The sequence below is a fragment of the Spirosoma terrae genome, from assembly GCF_010435915.1.
Taxonomy (GTDB): Bacteria; Bacteroidota; Bacteroidia; order Cytophagales; family Spirosomataceae; genus Spirosoma; species Spirosoma terrae.
The window spans coordinates 13,863-32,325 of sequence record NZ_JAAFZH010000006.1; the positions used below are offsets into that span (position 1 = coordinate 13,863).

19 protein-coding genes are annotated in these 18,463 nt (G+C 48.7%); 12 read left to right on the top strand and 7 right to left on the bottom strand.

Annotated features, from left to right (window positions below; all coding sequences use genetic code 11):
* Positions 1-66: 66 nt before the first annotated feature.
* Positions 67-450, bottom strand: coding sequence for a hypothetical protein (locus GK108_RS14960; RefSeq protein ID WP_246224914.1), 384 nt, complete (start codon positions 448-450; stop codon positions 67-69).
* A 296-nt stretch (positions 451-746) separates the two neighbouring features.
* Between GK108_RS14960 and GK108_RS14965 the strand changes: the two genes are divergently transcribed.
* Together GK108_RS14965 and GK108_RS14970 are read left to right on the top strand one after the other, a co-directional pair.
* Positions 747-1,529, top strand: a complete 783-nt coding sequence (locus tag GK108_RS14965; protein ID WP_163949755.1) for a S1C family serine protease — start codon at positions 747-749, stop codon at positions 1,527-1,529.
* Entirely contained in the window at positions 1,492-1,983 is a 492-nt protein-coding gene (locus tag GK108_RS14970; RefSeq protein ID WP_163949758.1) for an Hcp family type VI secretion system effector, read from the top strand. Before GK108_RS14965 ends, GK108_RS14970 begins: the two co-directional genes overlap by 38 nt.
* 17 nt (positions 1,984-2,000) lie before the next feature.
* Here the strand turns inward: GK108_RS14970 and GK108_RS14975 are convergent, their stop codons facing one another.
* The 3 genes from GK108_RS14975 to GK108_RS14985 form a co-directional block, all read right to left on the bottom strand.
* Positions 2,001-2,912, bottom strand: coding sequence for a porin family protein (locus GK108_RS14975; protein WP_163949761.1), 912 nt, complete (start codon positions 2,910-2,912; stop codon positions 2,001-2,003).
* A gap of 154 nt (positions 2,913-3,066) precedes the next feature.
* A complete protein-coding gene (locus tag GK108_RS14980; protein ID WP_163950578.1) occupies positions 3,067-4,746 on the bottom strand; it encodes a M14 family zinc carboxypeptidase in 1,680 nt (559 codons plus the stop codon).
* A 98-nt stretch (positions 4,747-4,844) separates the two neighbouring features.
* Positions 4,845-6,434, bottom strand: a complete 1,590-nt coding sequence (locus GK108_RS14985; protein ID WP_163949766.1) for an amidase family protein — start codon at positions 6,432-6,434, stop codon at positions 4,845-4,847.
* 275 nt (positions 6,435-6,709) lie between these two features.
* Here GK108_RS14985 and GK108_RS14990 point away from each other — a divergent pair, with 275 nt between their 5' ends.
* The gene (locus tag GK108_RS14990) at positions 6,710-8,020 is read left to right on the top strand and encodes a M20/M25/M40 family metallo-hydrolase (RefSeq protein ID WP_163949769.1); all 1,311 of its coding nucleotides are present in this window, start codon (positions 6,710-6,712) and stop codon (positions 8,018-8,020) included.
* A gap of 175 nt (positions 8,021-8,195) precedes the next feature.
* On the opposite strand, the gene GK108_RS14995 is transcribed toward GK108_RS14990, so the two are convergent.
* Both GK108_RS14995 and GK108_RS15000 read right to left on the bottom strand, forming a co-directional pair.
* Positions 8,196-9,209, bottom strand: coding sequence for an SDR family NAD(P)-dependent oxidoreductase (locus tag GK108_RS14995; protein ID WP_163949773.1), 1,014 nt, complete (start codon positions 9,207-9,209; stop codon positions 8,196-8,198).
* Between the two features lie 137 nt (positions 9,210-9,346).
* On the bottom strand, positions 9,347-9,700 hold the full coding sequence (locus tag GK108_RS15000) for a carboxymuconolactone decarboxylase family protein (protein ID WP_163949777.1): 354 nt from the start codon (positions 9,698-9,700) through the stop codon (positions 9,347-9,349).
* A gap of 266 nt (positions 9,701-9,966) precedes the next feature.
* Here GK108_RS15000 and GK108_RS15005 point away from each other — a divergent pair, with 266 nt between their 5' ends.
* Positions 9,967-10,536, top strand: coding sequence for a type 1 glutamine amidotransferase domain-containing protein (locus tag GK108_RS15005; protein WP_163949780.1), 570 nt, complete (start codon positions 9,967-9,969; stop codon positions 10,534-10,536).
* 73 nt (positions 10,537-10,609) lie between these two features.
* On the opposite strand, the gene GK108_RS15010 is transcribed toward GK108_RS15005, so the two are convergent.
* Positions 10,610-11,329: a DUF4292 domain-containing protein gene (locus GK108_RS15010; RefSeq protein WP_163949784.1), complete on the bottom strand. Its 720-nt coding sequence runs from the start codon at positions 11,327-11,329 to the stop codon at positions 10,610-10,612.
* Between the two features lie 190 nt (positions 11,330-11,519).
* Here GK108_RS15010 and GK108_RS15015 point away from each other — a divergent pair, with 190 nt between their 5' ends.
* From GK108_RS15015 to GK108_RS15045, 8 genes are all read left to right on the top strand, one after another.
* Entirely contained in the window at positions 11,520-12,737 is a 1,218-nt protein-coding gene (locus GK108_RS15015) for an MFS transporter (RefSeq protein ID WP_163949786.1), read from the top strand.
* A gap of 253 nt (positions 12,738-12,990) precedes the next feature.
* A complete protein-coding gene (locus GK108_RS31385; protein WP_262887422.1) occupies positions 12,991-13,113 on the top strand; it encodes a hypothetical protein in 123 nt (40 codons plus the stop codon).
* 29 nt (positions 13,114-13,142) lie between these two features.
* Positions 13,143-13,919, top strand: coding sequence for an exodeoxyribonuclease III (locus tag GK108_RS15020; RefSeq protein WP_163949789.1), 777 nt, complete (start codon positions 13,143-13,145; stop codon positions 13,917-13,919).
* A 128-nt stretch (positions 13,920-14,047) separates the two neighbouring features.
* Positions 14,048-14,647, top strand: a complete 600-nt coding sequence (locus tag GK108_RS15025) for a pseudouridine synthase (RefSeq protein ID WP_163949792.1) — start codon at positions 14,048-14,050, stop codon at positions 14,645-14,647.
* Positions 14,648-14,823: 176 nt separating this feature from the next.
* Positions 14,824-15,864: an NAD(P)-dependent alcohol dehydrogenase gene (locus GK108_RS15030; protein WP_163949794.1), complete on the top strand. Its 1,041-nt coding sequence runs from the start codon at positions 14,824-14,826 to the stop codon at positions 15,862-15,864.
* Positions 15,865-16,022: 158 nt separating this feature from the next.
* Entirely contained in the window at positions 16,023-16,943 is a 921-nt protein-coding gene (locus tag GK108_RS15035; protein WP_163949796.1) for a helix-turn-helix domain-containing protein, read from the top strand.
* Positions 16,944-16,999: 56 nt separating this feature from the next.
* The gene (locus GK108_RS15040; RefSeq protein ID WP_163949800.1) at positions 17,000-17,569 is read left to right on the top strand and encodes a Crp/Fnr family transcriptional regulator; all 570 of its coding nucleotides are present in this window, start codon (positions 17,000-17,002) and stop codon (positions 17,567-17,569) included.
* Positions 17,570-17,645: 76 nt separating this feature from the next.
* Positions 17,646-18,383, top strand: a complete 738-nt coding sequence (locus GK108_RS15045; protein ID WP_163949803.1) for an SDR family oxidoreductase — start codon at positions 17,646-17,648, stop codon at positions 18,381-18,383.
* The last annotated feature ends 80 nt before the right edge of the window (positions 18,384-18,463 follow it).

The window sequence follows — 18,463 nt, forward strand, 5'->3', positions numbered from 1 at the left end:
ATATTTACAAACGAGAGGTGGCCGGGAACATTCCCGGCCACCTCTCGCTCTACAAGGTCGTTTCTGCTATTGCATAGCCACAACCCGACTCGTCGCCTGACTTGTTTGCGTCGATAGGTTCAATTCTTTCTTTATGCTACCTTCTTCCGATTTTATTTCCAGCTCATACTTACCGTCAGTCAGTTCATCGACATTCATTTTGAGCGCGTATTTCAGATCTTTCTTGCTGATCGTCTGACGAAATACGATTAGATCATTGGCATTCCGCAGCAGGATTTCCACCGGAACTTCTTCGTTTTTGTTAACGGCCACACGTATCTGATTATCGATGGTTACGTAAGCACTGGCACCAAACGACAGGGCTTTGGGTGATGTTGGGTTGCCTGGATTCGCGAAGGTGGCGGCACTCATCAAAATCGAAACAGCTAGTTTACTCATTAATGTTAACATGGTAGTATTTGTGTTTAGTGTTTATAAATCTATGTTGATTGTGTTGTTCACTTGTTCGCTATAGATAAGCCAAAGTCCGTGCCAACAAAAACAAACCACTAACTATCAGATACTTAACACCAATAGCAGTTAGTAACTCTGTCCAGATGCGGACAATTCCTGTTCACTTGCGGACAAAAAACGGACCGTACAGTTCCTGCTGAAAATAGTTAGAAGTAGGTATTGCCACGCAGCTGAGCATGGTGGATGTTTGTGTATAAAAATTGGTCTATACAAACAGCCATAAATTCCTCTATATGAAACTTCTGGTTGTTCTGCTAAGCGCGGCTAGCCTATTGGTGATCCAGTCTTGTGGTACCCAAAAAATGGAAGTGGAAGACGTAGTAGCTCTGACTGACACCTCCGTCGTTGTCATCCACAGATACGGCACCAACAACCAATCGATGCTGGGGGCAGGCTTCATTATTGAGTCCAGCGGATTGATTGCAACAAACTACCACGTCATTAAAGATGCCGAACGAATCGACGTAACGTTGTCTAACGGCCAGACGTATCCCGTAATTGGCATCGTCGATTTTAATTACAGCGACCCAGGGTATCCCGATTTTGCGATTCTCAAAATCGACGCCCCTACCGACCTGCCCGCACTACCTTTAGGCGATGATAAGAAACTCAGGCCGGGCGAAAGCGTCGTAACGATCGGGAATCCAATTGCGTACACGCATACTCCGTCAGATGGTATTTTCGCGCAGCTTCATCGTATGGATAGCATCAATTACGTCCAAATCACCGCGCCCATTTCGCCGGGAAACAGTGGTGGCCCCTTGCTGAATCGGTACGGCGAAGTCGTTGGTATCAATATGTTTCATGATCGACGAGGCCAGAATCTCAACTTTGCGATGTCGGTTCAATATTTAAAGGATGCCCTGACTAACCACGGCCATACGGTTCGCTTTACGGTCAATGACGTATTGGCCATGCAGAAAAAACGTGATAATGAGCTGTTTACTGCACTTTTTACACCCGCAGAAACTGTTCTCCATGCTCTACCCGCGCGACTGGAAAACGTATCAGCATAATCGATGGGAATACAACAACGACCCCGATAGTACTTACATACAGACTAGCATCTTTGCTCCGCCCGGGGCTTTCAATCCCGAAACCGGCTATCTGGCGAGTGGTATCCGGGTCATGTTCTTCCGACCACGTAACGGCTATGTCTGGAACGGCATTATTGACCGCTGGCCAGCCGCCTTCAAGCAACGTATGCTACGTATGAATCATGGTTTTACCTTCACCGATTCGTTATCTATTGCGCTTGACCAGATTCCATCTCGTCTTTATACAGCTATCGGCCGGAACGAAAACGTCAGCGAAGTTGAGTTGGACCGGTTTATTATCTCAGCGCAGCCCAATTACCTGCTCTCGATCGAATTTGCATGCCCAAACAGCCAGGCGAACACCTATGACCAATACTACGAGGTTATTCAGAAATCGTTTCGGTTTGGGCTGGAAGGCGGCACACGGAATTAGTTCGCTTCCCGTCCACACTACCTGCTTTTCTTCATTTCATACCGTTTTTCATACAGATAACGTAGCGCAATGCCGAAACCCCAGCCCGAGCCATTAGCTACCATAGCGGCACGCTGGTTCTCAACCCGATTAATCACGTACGCCAGATCAGACCGATAAACGTCACTTAACCCCCAGTATTTACGGACGTAGAAACCTAGTTCCAACGTCGAGGATAAGCGCGTAGCATAATCGACGCCCAGCTCGGCCAGGCCCGATACGCGATTGATACTGGCCGAATTAACCAGCAATTGCAACGTATCGACCCGACGGCCACGATTCGACGTACTGTAGCCACTAAATTTCAATTCGTCAGTCTGGTTACCACTAGCCGGAATCAGCCAGGCACCAGCCGACACCCAGAACCCGGTTCCATTTTTCGCCTGCCTTCCCGAGCCAATACGTCGCTTTACTCGGAGCGGAATGGCATGCCCCGCCGTTTGGTACGTAAATTCGAAATCGCTGGAACCGTTTTCAATGGTAATGTTCAGATGCGTAGGGGCATAGGCATAACCCACTTCAACTGCCCAGGCATTTCGATACGTGTAGCCCGCCAGCACACTCCAGGCGGCTTTTGTTGACGCAGGATTACGGATTAGTCCGTCGAATGAGTTGCTCAACGTACTAACATCACTCCGGAAACCGCCCTCCGCGCTGATATACAGCGTCTGCGTTTCTTTAAATTGTTCCAGTTGCCAGTGAGCCGCTTCTTTCCGCACCAATCGGTACCGGCCCGTTCCTGCTTCATCGAGTCGTTTATCGGGGTCTTCCGTCAGTACATGCCGACGTATGGGCGGAGGAGCGTAATAGTTCGTATCGATGACAACCTCCTGCCCCCAGACCGATACCGATAACCCTAACAAGGTGCAAAGTAGTGAGATGTGTTTCACCAGACAGAGTTTTTATACGTAACGAGGACCCGATTATAGCCGAAACCGTTTATATCAGCGATCACTATATAGCTGAGCCTCTTAGCACGAATTACGCAGAACATTCCGGTTACGTTGCGGAGACAGCGGAGTTTGTGACGTAGTCGTATGCCGTCTATTTTAACCGATACACGGGGTAGCGATTATGCGTCTTTTCGTAGTACGGAGTCTGGCGATAAATGAAATCCAGTTGCGCATCAGCGTTGTCGGCAAAGGCTTTGTCGGCAGCCCGTTTTTCGTTCAGTCGTTTACGTAGTGCCGGATCGTTTCGGACCAGTTCAGCCGCTGTATCTTCAAAAATATAGTCAGCGAAGTATTCTTTCTGATCAAGGATGCTATCGAAAAAATTCCAGGCAAAAAATGAATCGACACCCTGCGGCTCCAGCGTTTCAACGATGTATCGGTTCGTTGCCTGATTGGTCCATACCAGATAATCGCCTTTGTAGAACTGGATCGTCTGTGGCTGAGTCGTTACGTTCACGCCCGTATGAATATAATGTCCCTCGTAGGGTCGTTGCGGACTTTTGTAATCCGCAATGTAATAGGCCGATACGTTGATGACGGTGTCTTTAGGCAGAATTTGCACCGCTACACTATTTCGCTTTAACTGGTTAATAACCTCAGCCCAGGCCTGCGGTATCACATAAGCCCGTGGCTTGTCTATCTGCATCTCCGGCACAAACGTATTGCGATATGGAATCCGCTTCGTAAACGGCTTGGTTCGGTCATAATAGAGTCGTTTCAGACCCGACACCTCGCTGGGTTTATACGTAGCAGCATACCCCAGGAACGTAACGGTATCGACCTGATTGCGATCGAGTTTGTAGTTCATCGGAAACGTTGTCTGCTGACGCACCACGGTATTCGCCTTCTGCTGATTAGCCAGAATTATTTGCGCATCGCGTTCGCATAGCCGCATCACCGATTCATTAAACACATACGTCGCCTTCACCCTGGCCGGATAGGGTTTCCACATGTGCGTTTCGAGCGTAAACCCGAAGCAATTAAACAAAGCCGCGTAGCCCGTCGAGTACCGGGGCGAATCATTATAGCCAATTAATCCGCTTTCTGGCGTATCGCCGACGTGGTTTACGTACGGAGCCGACGGAAAGCCTGTCGCCATCAGCAGCTTATCCAGATCCGTCTGGAACGTCTGGGTCATGTAGCCCGAGAGCGTAGGATGCAGCTTATCTTTCTGCGTTGAAAAATACGTCAGTACGTGCTGATAGTCAGCGCCATCGCTGGTATGATTATCGATCAACACCTGAGGTTTCAACGACTGATACATGGTTTGAAACGCCCGCGTATTTTCGGCTTCTGCCTTGATAAAATCGCGATTTAAATTCAGGTTACGGGCATTTCCCCGAAACCCGTACGATTCCGGCCCATTCTGATTTACCCGCGATACGCCCCGGTTCAGACACCCACCAACATTATAAACCGGCACAATAGCCAGCAATACGTTCCTGGGTAGTTTATTGGCTTTCAGCAGGTCGCGGGCCAGCATCATACAGGCGTCGATTCCTTCCGGCTCGCCGGGATGAATGCCGTTATTGATCAGCAACGTAACGCGATCCGGTCGGGCCGCAAACTGTTTGTCGGCGGCCATCAGAAACAAATGCAATGGCTTCCCGATGTCGGTTTTGCCGACTTCGATCAGCTTCGCCTGGTCATATTGCTGATCCAATTGCTGATACCAGCTGATAATTTGCGGATACGTAGCAGTCTGGTTCGTATCGCGCTCGTAGGGCGTCAGTTCCGAAGGTTTCCGCTGCGACAGCCCTGGCAGTGCCATACACCAGCCAAGAACAATGATCCAGAAATAACGAGTTTGTCGTGAAGTAATGCTTACTATCATAAATACGTAGCGAGCAGGATTTTAGATGGTACCCGCTATCGACTGGCAATTTCGCGCTTATTTTTCTTTTTCCTGGGCAGTGGCGGTGTGCTTTCGGGCGGGCGACGATGATGGGTTGCCTGTTCGTAAGCGTAGCAAAGCTTTATCAACGTCGGTTCACTGAAAGGTCTTCCAAAAAACTGAAGCCCCGCAGGTAGATTATCATACGTAAAGCCCATCGGAACCGAAAAAGCAGGGAAACCAGTTGGTGGCGACAAGGCATTATTATTGGTTCCCGACGGTGTATTCAGATCGCCAATGAGACGGGGCGGGTAGCTAAACGACGGGTACACCAGCACGTCGACCCCGGTTGAGTCCATCGCCCGAAGCAGGAGCTGACGAAGTCGCTCGCGCAAAGCCATGTTCTTACCCCATCCTTTGTGAGCTTCGGGCGCCAGCGTATCAGCATCCGAATCCAGCAGCGTTTTCTCGATGCTCGGATGAAACTGTCTCGATTTGATAATGGAAGTCAGCGATTTATGCGGTGCTTTGGGCCCCAGGTTTGCCAGATATAAATTAAAATCACGGCGCAGCTGCGGGATCGTATCAAACGATTTGTTGATGGTATCCAGCTCTGGCACCCGTACCGAATCGATCACTATTGCGCCAGCCGCCCGAAGTTCGTCGAGCGCTTTGTTGAACAAGGCATAAACCTGCGGATCGGAATTTTTGGGCGTACAAAGCTGGCGGAACACGCCAATACGGGCTCCTTTCAACCCATTTTTATCCAGAAAGGCCAGATAGCTCGCCGGAATCTTCCCGGCATTACGTCGGGTTACGGTATCGGCTTTGTCGTACCCGGCAATCACATCCAGCACCCGCGCGGCATCTTCGACGGTCCGGCAAATTGGGCCGCCGGTATCGTTGGTCAATGCGAGTGGTGCAATGCCATCCCGACTAACCAGCCCCAGGGTTGGCCGAAAACCCACCAGACTCTGATGCGACGATGGGCCACGAATTGAACTACCGGTATCAGTACCCAGACCAATGGTTCCAAAATCAGCCGCTACGGCAGCCGCCGTTCCTCCACTCGACCCGGCCGTTGTTCGTTTCGTATCGTAGGGATTTCGCGAGTATCCCGGCAATATCGAACTAACCGAGACCTGCCCCGACGTAGCAAACTCCGCCAGATTCGATTTAGCAATGATAATTGCGCCCGCTTCCCGAATCTTGCGTACCACGTAGGCATCGTCTGGCGGAATCGAGTTTTTCATGGCCAACGTACCGTTCGTGGTTGGCATATCGTAGGTATCGTAGTTATCCTTCACAATAACCGGAATACCGTGCAACGGCCCGACAAATTTCCCCGTTGCTTTGTAGATCGAATCGAGACGGGCCGCTTCGGTCAATGCTTTCGGATTAACCAGTATGATCGCATTCAGGTAAGGCCCCTGCTTATCATAAGCCTCAATCCGATCCAGATAGAGATGAACGAGTTGAACCGCGGTCAGCTTGCCTGACCGCATTGCATCGTGTAGACTACTGACCGTTGTTTCCCGCAGATGGGTCGGCTTAAACGGCTGGCTGTTGGCCACCAACCCGGCAAAAACGAATAGACAGAAGAGAGAAAGGAGTCGTTTTATCATAGACAAATGCTGGTTTTAGACTATTGGTTGGACCGGCTAAACCCCGGAACACCAGTTCGTTTCGACAGTTTTTCTGACAAGTTATTCTCATGAATTACGCCAGAAAATGACATATCTCGTTGGCGCAACACTACCTTCAACAGAATAAGCTATAACTTTACAACCGTTTCAACGAATTTTCACTATAAATCTAAGTCTGCAAACAGAATAATAAGCGGGTCGCACTAAAAGTACAACTACGTATTTGTTTCAGCACGTTTATCATCAACTCATTTATGCATCGACTACTAGCTCCGGCTGCTCTCTCGTTTTTACTCCTCAGTTCGACAACAACGTTCGTCCGGGCGCAGGACGCTCCGGCTCCCCCCATCGACAAACGCTATACGGATGAAATCAAAAAACTAACCGATCTCCCCGCCGTCAAAAAAGCGTTTCAAACCTTCATTGATCTGGAGCCACAAACAAAACAGGATTTAATTACGCTGACAGAAACACCCTCTCCGCCGTTTAAGGAGCAGGTACGGGCGAAAAAATTTGCGGCTATGATAAAAGAAGCCGGGGCTGATTCTGTATGGATCGATGAGGTCAACAACGTACTGGCCAAACGCAAAGGACGCTCCGGCAAGAAAACGGTGGTCGTGGAAGCCCACCTCGATACGGTTTTCCCTGAAGGCACCGATGTTAAAATCAAACCGAAAGGTGATACACTCTACGCACCAGGTGTGGGTGACGATACACGGGGACTGACTGCCATTCTGGCGGTGCTGAAAGGCATGGGAAAGGTGGGTATTGAGACCGATGCCGACGTTCTGTTTGTGGGAGCCGTTGGCGAAGAAGGATTAGGCGATTTACGCGGTGTAAAACATTTGCTACGTAAAGATGGCGGCATTAAACCCGACTCCTATATTGCTGTTGATGGCGATGGTATCAGCACCATTACGCATCGCGGATTAGGGTCGCATCGCTACCGCGTTACGTTCAAAGGCCCCGGCGGCCATTCGTATGGTTCTTTTGGTATCGTCAATCCGCACAGCGCACTCGGAAAAGCGATTTATCACTTTACCACCGAAGCCGACAAAGTGACCCGGCAGGGCATCAAAACGACTTATAGCGTGAGTGTTATTGGTGGCGGTACCTCCGTAAACGCCATCCCCTACGAATCGTGGGCCGAAATCGATATGCGATCCGAAAGTCCGGAGAAGCTGAATCAGGTCGATCAGTTATTACAGACAGCTGTCCAGCGCGCCCTAAAAGAAGAAAACAGCATCAAACGCCAGGGGCCGGACCTCACCGTCGACGTAAAGAAAATCGGCGACCGTCCGTCGGGCCGAATCGAAGCAACGACTCCTATTGTCCAGCGGGCTATGGCCGTATCTAAATTTCTGAATGCCGAGCCTCATCTGGAAGTTGCTTCTACCAATGCGAATACCCCTATTGCACTGGGCATTCCGGCCGTAACAATCGGTAGCGGTGGCATCGGCGGTGGCGAACACGCGCTCAACGAGTGGTGGCTGAACGACAAAGGGTATCTGGGTATTCAACGCATTCTTCTGTTACTGCTGGCCGAAGCTGGCGTGGGGAAATAGTTTATAGTTTATAGTTTATAGTGGCTGACGCGTCAGCAAGTATATTGCGTCAGCTACTATAAACCAAAAACTATAAACCATAAACTATAAACCGAAAACTATAAACCATAAACTATAAACCATAAACCAAAAACTATAAACCGAAAACTATAAACCGAAAACTATAAACCATAAACTACATCTCATTATTCTCAACGGCGGCTTCGTCGGTTAGGCGGGTCAGGATCGATTCGGACAGCCATGTTTCGCTGGCTTTGCCAACGGTACGTTGCTCGCCAATGCCTCCCGGAGCGGGTAGTAAGGTATTGAATAGAGCCAGCATATCGGTCACTAAACCCGGTGCAAGACCGTGTAGAGCGGTGGCAATTTTGGCCGGTAACGTAATAACGCGATCGGCTTCTCCCAGTCGGCAGGATTCAATGATCTGACGGGCACAGTCGTCGGCGGCAATGGTAAAAAACGGTATGGAATCGCTGATTTTAAAAACCGTGTACTCTTTCTCATTCTGCCCTTTAAAGATAGCATTCCGTGCACTGCCCGTACGGATTAGTCCAGGACAGATGGTTGTTACGTAAATCCCTTCTTTCAATAGTTCGGAACGTAACGCTTCCGAATAGCCAACAAACGCAAACTTACTGACCGAATAAGGTGCCAGATGCGGAATGGCAACCTTACCACCGAAGGACGTAACATTAACGATACGTCCGGCCCGCGCTTTTTTCATTTGGGGCAACACGGCATTTATCATATTGAAAGCTGACCATAAATTGCTTTCCATTGCTTCCCGAAAATCGCTTTCGGTCATGTGCTCAAGTGGTCCTACCACGATTGTACCGGCATTATTGACCAGTACGTCGATAGACCCGAGCACCTGCCCTACTGCCCGTACAAACTGCTCAGCCTCTTCTTTAACGGTGATATCGCAGGCATAGGTAAACACATCGGCACCCCGATATCGCAAATCGGTTTGGGCCCGACTCAGCTCGTCCTGATCCCGTGCGCAAATCGCTACGTTCGCTCCTTGCTCTACAAATTGTCGAGCCAGCACCAGCCCCAATCCACGCGATCCGCCGGTAATGACGACCGTTTTATCGTGAAAATCGATACGTCTTTTTTTGTCGAGAAAAGCTTTTGCGGCAAAGGCAGCCCCTATCCCAGCCACTGTCCACCAAAGTCCTGTGTTGCTCATCGTTATTTGTTGTTAGGAACTCATATACGCTTTAACCCGTACACGAATCCGATTGTTGAGACTTGTGTACTTCATGAGCGTTACGTCTGTTCAAAGGCGGACTTCGATGATCAGTCGGGAGCCTGTCAGTGGCAGCACTACTTCTGTTCAGGAATTTTCACACTGGCTTCTTCAAACATCCGCATAGCCATCAGCCCGGTGCCTACGGCCCCGCCAGCCCGAAGTGCAGCGGCAATGAAAAGCGTTTCGGCAATTTCTTCGCGAGTAGCTCCCGCTTCAACGGCATTATTGATATGCGATTCAATACAGTAAGCGCATTGCGTAGTCAGCGCAACCGCTATCGACATCAGTTCCCGGTACTTGACGGGGATCACTCCGTCTTTTCGCTCGGCCGTATATTTAAGATTCAGAAACGCATTGGCTTCCTTTTTTGCCGAATTAATCAGAGTTTCTGTGTAGGCCCGGTCTTTGGGCGTTTGGTATTCAGTCATACGATTGATAAAAAAGGATTAGGATAAATGAGGTATCAACGGTTTGTGGACACCCGAGCAACAACGCATCAAAAAGCTTCACGCTCACGCACATACCTCTTTATCAAGAGTGTAGAGCTCCCGGAATTTACCTATTCCTATTGATAAATGCTTTCACTGAAAATAGAACCAGGCTAAAGCACTCAGTATCTATTTTTCATAACCTTCTGGTTAATCGACCAGTTATCCTACTAATACTACAGACATTTATCATTAACTCAACGATCATGGAAAATCAGCAAAAACTGCACGGTAAGAAAATAGCAGCCTTGATGACGGAAGGCTTTGAACAGGTGGAATTGACGGAGCCACGGCAGGCTTTAGAAGAGGCTGGCGCTACGGTCCATATCGTTGCTCCCAAGGGCGGAAGCATAAAAGCCTGGGACGAAACGGAGTGGGGCGAATCGTTTGACGTTGACCTTCCGCTGGCGGGAGCCGACCCATCGCAGTACGATGCGCTGTTGCTGCCCGGTGGCGTTATGAATCCCGACAAACTCCGTATGGAATCTAAGGCGGTTCAGTTTATCAAACATTTTTTCGACCAACAGAAACCCGTAGCCGCCATCTGCCATGCCCCTACGTTACTGGTTGAAGCGGACGTAGTCGATGGACGCAAACTGACCTCCTACCCTTCGATTCAGACAGATCTCAAAAACGCGGGTGCAAACTGGGTAGACCAGGAGGTCGTTGTGGATGGGAACCTCATCACTAGCCGCAACCCCGACGATATTCCGGCATTCAACCGGGAAACAATCAACGTAATCAGCGAAGGAGTTAACGCAAAACTGACCGCATAAGCGACCTGTTTTAAACAAAAAGCGGGGCTGAAAATATCAGCCCCGCTTTTTGTTTCGAGTACGAGAACATGGCTCATTTCGGCATGGCGAAAATCGCCGAATCGACTGTGGGATTGAAAACCATATTCGATAAGGTCATGGTTAGGGCCCCCGGCATTCCTGGGCTATTTAATTCCAGCGTAGACGGAACCGTCAGATCATCTACCTTCTTAAAATCAGCATACTGTATCTTCACTTCTCCCGCCTGTCCCTGAACAGAAACCGTTGCCTTCATACCCAGTAACTGATACGTACTGGCATCTACGTAGTAGTTCGCTACGCCTTCAGGCCGGGTCACTTTCAGATTGAATACATCTTTATCGTTGAATTTTTCCTTACCAACCAGTTCAACCGGAAACTTGAGTTCTTTTGCCGTTGCCAGATCGGCTCCCACTACGTAGGTAGTCCCTTTCTGCATCTTCACCTGCTCGTCGGGCAATGCCTGAGGAGTTGCGGCCCCCTGCATTGGATTCACGGTCCATCCTTTATCACCATCGACCACCGTAGTGATTTGCTGACCCATTACCGAAATATCATTCCGCGACGATTTGCCGACCACAACCGTCACTTTTCCGGTCATGTCCATGCCCATCAGGTTTATACCCTGGTCGTACTGAAGCGTTTTGACAGCCGCTATTTTATCGGCACCGCCCACAGCAGCAATATTTTTATCAATGATTTCGCTGGCTGTCTGCGCTAAGGTTAAAGCCGGAATAGCCAGAAAGGCAACCAGCGCTGTTAGTTCTTTTTTCATGAATTTGTTTAGTAAGCGTTGTTCAAAGATACAGGAACCCAGTTTGAAAGACGAGCATACTTTTCGCTAAACTCTCCGCAAAAACGCCCCATTCGCGCCTAAACGGAAACTTTCAGGTCGGCTCGGCTTGCAGGCCTGACGAGTGTTTTCTACCTTCATCAATTCAAAAATTAACTGTCAATTCGTTCCAATGTTACTAACGACCCGCGTCAAGCTTTCGGCTATGATGTTCCTCCAGTTTTTTGTCTGGGGAGCCTGGTACGGCCAGATGAGTAAATATTTATTAACCGAACTTCATGCCACCGGCGATCAGGTCGGGAATGCATATGCGGCTTTTTCACTGGCGATGATTATTGCTCCTTTTTTCGTTGGGATGATTGCCGACCGCTATTTTGCTGCCCAGAAAGTGCTCGGCGTACTTAATCTGCTTGGCGCTGCCGTGTTGTACTTTATCACCCAAAATACGGAAGCAGACAATTTCTTCTATCTGATTCTTGCCTACTGTATCACCTTTGCGCCAACACTCGCTCTGACAACGTCCATTGCGATGCAACAGATGAGTACCCCTGAAAAAGAATTCCCCGGCATTCGGGTGCTGGGTACCGTTGCCTGGATCATCGTCACCAATATTGTTGGCTATTATGGTTTCGGCGATAAAGTGACCATCTTCCAGTTATCCATGTATTCGGCGGCCGCACTGGGTATTTTTTCCTTTTTCTTACCCGATACTCCTCCAAAAGCCACTACGTCGACATCATTTTCCCAGATTCTGGGCCTGGACGCCTTCAAGCTCTTTAAAGACCGTTCGTTCGCTATTTTCTTCCTGTCGTCGGTGCTGATCTGTATTCCGCTTTCGTTTTATTACGCAATGGCCAACCCATCGCTGACTGATGGGGGTATGCAGAATGTGGAGAATAAAATGTCACTGGGCCAGGCATCGGAAGTTATTTTCATGCTCCTGATTCCGCTCGCCTACACGCGTCTGGGTGTCAAAAAAATGCTGATCGTTGGTCTGATCGCCTGGATAATCCGGTTTATCGGCTTCGGTTACGGCGACGGTGGCTCGGGCGAATGGCTGCTCTATATTGCTATCGTCCTGCACGGCGTATGCTACGATTTCTTCTTTGTAACGGGTCAAATCTATACCGACAACAAAGCGGGCGAAAAAATCAAATCGTCGGCGCAAGGGCTGATTTCGCTGGCTACCTACGGGATCGGTATGGGGATTGGCTCCAAGATTTCGGGGATCGTACTCGATATGTATACCCGTCCGGATGGCAGTAAAGACTGGCTGGCCGTCTGGATGGTTCCAGCAGGTATTGCCGCCGTTGTCCTGCTGCTGTTCGTGCTGTTATTTAACGACAACACCCGGTCGAAAGCTCCGAAAGACGAGCTTGTAGCGGGTTAATTTTATTGCCATCAGGAGGATACTGGTTTCCTACCGTCGAGTATTCTCCTGAACTACCAATGCTTATGACACAGAAACGACGAATCACGTTTTATTCCCATATGAACGACCCCCACCAGGATCAGATCCGAGATCAAGCAGCCATGACTCCAGAAGAACGGTGGGAGGTTTTTATTAAGCTTCGTAGACTGTATTATGGTTTAATTGGAAGTCCACCAAAGCTCCCAAGAGCCATAACTATTTCCCGACCCTCATGGATGTAGAAAGTTCAGAGTTTTTGGATTTTGTAGCTATCGCTAACCGAAACAGGGTAAACTACATACTGATTGAAATCATTGATGAAGTAAAAAAACGTAATGAAGCAAGAGATAACTAGCTCTCTTGCCTAACTCTATAATTAGTTGAATGCAACTTATCTCCTATAATATCAACGGCATCCGGGCAGCCATCCGTAATGGACTGATCGACTGGTTGGCACAACACAATTTCGACATTCTGTGCTTTCAGGAGGTTAAAGCAACTGCCGATGTGGTTGATTTAGCCGCTTTTGAAGAACTTGGCTATCAGTATCATTGGCATGCAGCGGAAAAGAAAGGCTATTCGGGAGTTGCTACGTTCTCCAAAATTGCCCCAACTAACGTAGTGATGGGCTGCGGCCTGGCGGTTTATGATTGCGAAGGCCGGATTCTCCGCACCGATTTTGACGACCTCACGTTGCTCAATTGCTATTTCCCATCAGGTACGTCAGGTGAGCTACGCCAGGGTGTCAAAATGGAATTTCTGCGGGATTTCTACGACTACGTGCAGGAACTGCGAAAAACCCGACCGAAGCTGATTGTTGTTGGTGATTACAATATCGCCCATACCGCCATCGACATTCACGACCCCGTCCGCAATAAAAACACAACTGGTTTTCTTCCCGAAGAACGCGCCTGGATGGATCAGTGGTTTGGTGCTGGTATAACGGATTCCTTTCGCTACAAACATCCGGAAGACGTAGCGTACAGTTGGTGGAGCTATCGGGCTGGGGCGCGGAGCAATAATAAAGGCTGGCGAATCGATTATGCGTCGATCACCGATAACCTGCGCGATCAGCTCGTCGATTGCCGGATGCTTCCCGATGCCGTTCATGCCGATCACTGCCCAGTCTGGTTATCTCTTTCTGAACCGCCCCAGGATTGAAATAACTTCAAAGCTTTGCGCAGAGATTAAAAAATTGGAATCAGCATATCTCTTTCCCGCCATCCCTACTCTCGTTAATCGTCAACTAGACTTGTCCAAAGCAAAATCCTGAAAATCATTTCAATCCTGTGAATCCCGGTTCAGACTATTTTCTCATTTATAAACCCTACCTAATGCTGTCGCAGTTTTCGCGGGAAGGCGATAAACCGACGCTGGCCGACCTGGACTATGATTTCGCCAAAGACGTTTATCCAGTTGGCCGACTGGATTCGGATAGTGAAGGGTTACTGCTTCTGACAAGCGATAAACAACTAAACCATCGCTTACTCAACCCGAAATTCCGGCATAACAGGACGTATTACGTACAGGTCGACGGTACGTTGACGACGGAAGCCTGTCAACAACTCTCAGCGGGCGTCACCATTTCGGTCGATGGGAAAGCGTATCATACGTTGCCCGCCGACGCCCGCCCATTAGTCGATCCTAATCTTCCTGAGCGAACTCCACCGATCCGTTATCGGGCCAATATTCCAACCTCGTGGCTTTCTATTTCGCTCCATGAAGGCAAAAACCGGCAGGTACGCCGAATGACGGCCGCTGTCGGCTTTCCTACGCTACGTCTGGTCCGTTGGGCCATTGAAGATTTAACCGCCGACAATATGGTACCGGGACAGGTTCTACAACTAAGTCGCAGCGACATCATGCAGGGGTTACGATTAAGAACGTAGTCAAGGGCAAAGCCCATAATGTATGAGCATGCTCATCTTACTACGTATCATAGACGCGTTTCGAGCATCCACGTAGAAACGGCAATGGGTTCTTTTCTGGATACAACTTGTGGGGATTTGGATACGGTAACCGCTACGTCTTCAGGCGACATTTGTGCTGTAAACCAACTGAAGTTATGATACAAGCAAAAGCATATGCAGCCTTTACGCAAGATGCCCAATTAGAGCCCTGGAACTTTGACCGGCGAGATGTAGGCCCACATGATGTGCAAGTCCAGATTTTGTACTGTGGCGTTTGTCATACCGATATTCACAACGTTCACAACGATTGGGGTATCAGCATTTTCCCACTGGTTCCTGGCCACGAAATTGTGGGTAAAATCATCGCTGTAGGCGAACACGTAACGAAATTCAAGGTTGGTGATACGGCGGGTGTTGGCACCATTGTCGATTCGTGCCGGCACTGCGAAGATTGTAAAAGTGGGCATGAACAGTTTTGCTCGGTCAGCCCGGTGCAGACCTACAACAACCTGGACGCAGAAGGCAAGCCAACCTATGGCGGCTATTCAAACACAATTGTAGTCAAGGAAGATTTCACCCACCACATTTCTGATAAACTAGACCTTGCGGCCGTTGCGCCGTTGCTGTGCGCAGGCATCACTACGTGGTCGCCACTACGTAAATGGAACGTGGGGAAAGGGCATAAACTGGCGGTTGTCGGATTGGGCGGGCTGGGGCATATGGGAGTGAAATTTGGCGTAGCCCTGGGCGCCGACGTAACGGTGATCAGTACGTCGCCGAACAAAGAAGAAGCGGCCAAAGAACTGCGAGCCCATCATTTTGTGGTGTCAAAAGATGAACAGCAGATGAAATCCATTTTCCATTCGTTCGATTTTGTGCTGGACACCGTATCAGCTGATCACGACATCAACCCGTATCTGGCCATCCTGAAAACAAACGGTACGTATATCAACCTGGGCCTGCCACCTAAACCGTGGGAAGTTTCGTCGTTTTCAGTTATTGCTGGTAATAAAGCCATTACGGGCTCGGGTGTGGGCGGCTTGCAGGAAACGCAGGACATGCTGGATTTCTGCGCCGAACACAACATTGTTTCGGATATTGAACTGATCGATATGAAAGACATCAACACCGCTTTCGACCGGTTAAAAAAAGGCGATGTACGGTATCGGTTTGTTATTGATATGGCAACGTTGTAGGTTTTTTACCACCCCCTGCCCCCTCCTAAAACAGGAGGGGGTTTGTGCAACGGCTCGCTTCTGTACGTTCCCCTCCTGTTTTAGGAGGGGGCAGGGGGTGGTAAACAGTACAAACCCATTCTTCAAGTTTACGGTTATTCCAGAAACTACTTTATCCAATGAAAAACAACGTAGCATCTCCCCATATCATCCAATCTATTTCTGAATGGCATCAATTATTCAGGCTGCCTAAACCCATGCATCCGCTGGTAAGCGTACTGGACGTTAGCCTGCTGGACTACAGTCATTCTGACGTTTGGAAGCACTTTTCACATGATTTTTATTGCGTTGCGCTGAAACAGTCGCATACCTGCAAAATGATTTACGGACAGCGTGATTATGATTTCGATGAAGGCGTCATGACGTTTACCAAACCGGGGCAGGTTTTCAAAATGCAGCCAATTCCCAATGCAACCACTACGGGCTATTTACTCTTGTTCAAACCCGACCTGATCCGGAATTTTACGCTGGGCAAAACGATTAGCAGTTACGGTTATTTTTCCTACAACCTTGCCGAATCGCTGCATCTGTCCGATAGTGAGCAAAGCACAATCATTTCGTTATTCCAACAGATCGATCAGGAACTGAAGGTAAACATCGACCATTTCAGCCAGGATATTATCGTATCGCACATCGAGTTGCTGCTCAATTACGCCAACCGATTTTATAGCCGACAATTCATCACCCGAAAGGCGCATAACCACGATCTGTTATCGAACGTTGATGAGTTACTTTCCGATTATTTCAACGATGAAAAGGTCCAGTTTTCAGGGCTACCAACGGTGCAATACGTAGCGCAGCAACTGAATGTTACGCCTGATTATCTGAGCGATATGCTACGTTCGCTAACCGGCCAAACTACCCAGCAACATATTCACAATAAGCTAATCGATAAGGCGAAGGAACTACTTACCACTACCCCATTAACCGTTAGCGAAATCGCCTATCAGCTAGGTTTTGAATATCCACAGTCGTTCAATAAACTGTTTAAAAACAAAACCAACGTATCACCGCTCGAATTCCGACAGTCGTTTAACTGATAGTTTTTTTGCCATTTGGCAAATTCAACAAGTAGCACTATCGTTACCTTGCAGCCATGAACGACTTCATCGATTTCATTCTGCAGTTTGGCAGTTTAACCCAGCAGCAAATCGACTTAGTTTCCAGAAAAGCAACCGAACTCACCCTTCGCAAAGACGAGTATTTTTCCGAAGCCGGAGAAGTGCCACGTCGGGTTGGTTTTATTCTGGAGGGCGTTATGCGCGTCTGCTATTACAACAACAAGGGTGAGGAAATTACCCGGTACTTCTTCGACGAGCATCATCTGGTGGTTGAGATGAGGAGCTTTGAAAACAACATAGAAGCGTCTGAATATGTGCAGGCCGTTACGGATTGTAAGCTCCTTATCTTTTCGAAACAGGCCTGGGACGAAATTTCGCGCACCATTATTGGCTGGGATGTGATTGTGCAGAAAATTTTCTCCAAAGCGCTGATCGAAAAACTGGAACGGCGGAGTCCGCTGGTAGAACAGGATGCAACAACGCGTTATCTGACGTTTATGGAGAAATTTCCGCATCTCGCCAATCGAATTCCTCTCTCCTATCTGGCTTCTTACCTGGGCATTACGCAATCGTCGTTGAGCCGAATCCGCAAAAACATACGCTAAAACGCTTTTTGCCATATGGCAAATGATCCCATTTTCAGACCGGCAACCTTTGTACTGTTCATCAAAATGGGAGACAATGAAAACAGTATTAATCACCGGCGCCAATAAAAGTATTGGTTTCGAAACCGCTCGTCAGTTACTCCAAAAAGGCTATTACGTGTATGTAGGAAGCCGCACGTTAACCAATGGCCTGCAAGCTGTTGAGAAACTTAAAGCGGACGGGTTAACCAACGTAGCAGCCATCCAGTTGGATGTTAGCGATCAGGCATCCGTAGAAGCCGCCCGTGCTGAAATAGGCGCGAAAACCAACGTACTGGATGTACTCATCAACAATGCGGGTATTAGCGGAGGTTTACCGCAAACAGCCACTACGGCCAGTATAGATACCTTTAAACTCGTGTTTGAGACCAATCTATTCGGCGTTGTGCGCGTTACGCAGGCCTTTATCGACTTGCTGAAAAATTCAACTGAGCCACGTATCGTCAATGTCAGTTCAAGCATGGCTTCGCTCACGCTCAACAGCGATCCGACCTGGCCGTATTATAATCACAAAGGAGCCGTTTATTTACCGTCGAAAACGGCGCTGAATATGTATACGCTCAACCTTGCCTACGAACTGCGTAATACGTCTTTTAAAGTGAACGCGGTTGATCCGGGTTTTATCGCCACCGATTTCAATAATCATCGCGGCACCGGTACCGTAGAGGAAGCCGGGCAACGTATCGTAAAATATGCTGTCGTTGGCGCGGATGGTCCAACCGGGCGTTATTTCAGTGAAGAATATAATCCTGAAACGGGCGAAATTCCCTGGTAGATAACAAGCTAAGTATTTCTGTATAGTTTTAGTTTTGTAGTGCAGTCTGCTTATCAAACCACTACAAAAACCTGACTAAA

Coding starts and splice junctions, on each gene's coding strand:
- GK108_RS14960 (WP_246224914.1), bottom strand. CDS start 450: ATGTTAACATTAATGAGTAAACTAGCTGTTTCGATTTTGATGAGTGCC.
- GK108_RS14965 (WP_163949755.1), top strand. CDS start 747: ATGAAACTTCTGGTTGTTCTGCTAAGCGCGGCTAGCCTATTGGTGATC.
- GK108_RS14970 (WP_163949758.1), top strand. CDS start 1,492: ATGCTCTACCCGCGCGACTGGAAAACGTATCAGCATAATCGATGGGAA.
- GK108_RS14980 (WP_163950578.1), bottom strand. CDS start 4,746: ATGGCACTGCCAGGGCTGTCGCAGCGGAAACCTTCGGAACTGACGCCC.
- GK108_RS14985 (WP_163949766.1), bottom strand. CDS start 6,434: ATGATAAAACGACTCCTTTCTCTCTTCTGTCTATTCGTTTTTGCCGGG.
- GK108_RS14990 (WP_163949769.1), top strand. CDS start 6,710: ATGCATCGACTACTAGCTCCGGCTGCTCTCTCGTTTTTACTCCTCAGT.
- GK108_RS14995 (WP_163949773.1), bottom strand. CDS start 9,209: ATGAGCAACACAGGACTTTGGTGGACAGTGGCTGGGATAGGGGCTGCC.
- GK108_RS15000 (WP_163949777.1), bottom strand. CDS start 9,700: ATGACTGAATACCAAACGCCCAAAGACCGGGCCTACACAGAAACTCTG.
- GK108_RS15005 (WP_163949780.1), top strand. CDS start 9,967: ATGGAAAATCAGCAAAAACTGCACGGTAAGAAAATAGCAGCCTTGATG.
- GK108_RS15010 (WP_163949784.1), bottom strand. CDS start 11,329: ATGAAAAAAGAACTAACAGCGCTGGTTGCCTTTCTGGCTATTCCGGCT.
- GK108_RS15015 (WP_163949786.1), top strand. CDS start 11,520: ATGTTACTAACGACCCGCGTCAAGCTTTCGGCTATGATGTTCCTCCAG.
- GK108_RS31385 (WP_262887422.1), top strand. CDS start 12,991: ATGGATGTAGAAAGTTCAGAGTTTTTGGATTTTGTAGCTATCGCTAAC.
- GK108_RS15020 (WP_163949789.1), top strand. CDS start 13,143: ATGCAACTTATCTCCTATAATATCAACGGCATCCGGGCAGCCATCCGT.
- GK108_RS15030 (WP_163949794.1), top strand. CDS start 14,824: ATGATACAAGCAAAAGCATATGCAGCCTTTACGCAAGATGCCCAATTA.
- GK108_RS15035 (WP_163949796.1), top strand. CDS start 16,023: ATGAAAAACAACGTAGCATCTCCCCATATCATCCAATCTATTTCTGAA.
- GK108_RS15040 (WP_163949800.1), top strand. CDS start 17,000: ATGAACGACTTCATCGATTTCATTCTGCAGTTTGGCAGTTTAACCCAG.
- GK108_RS15045 (WP_163949803.1), top strand. CDS start 17,646: ATGAAAACAGTATTAATCACCGGCGCCAATAAAAGTATTGGTTTCGAA.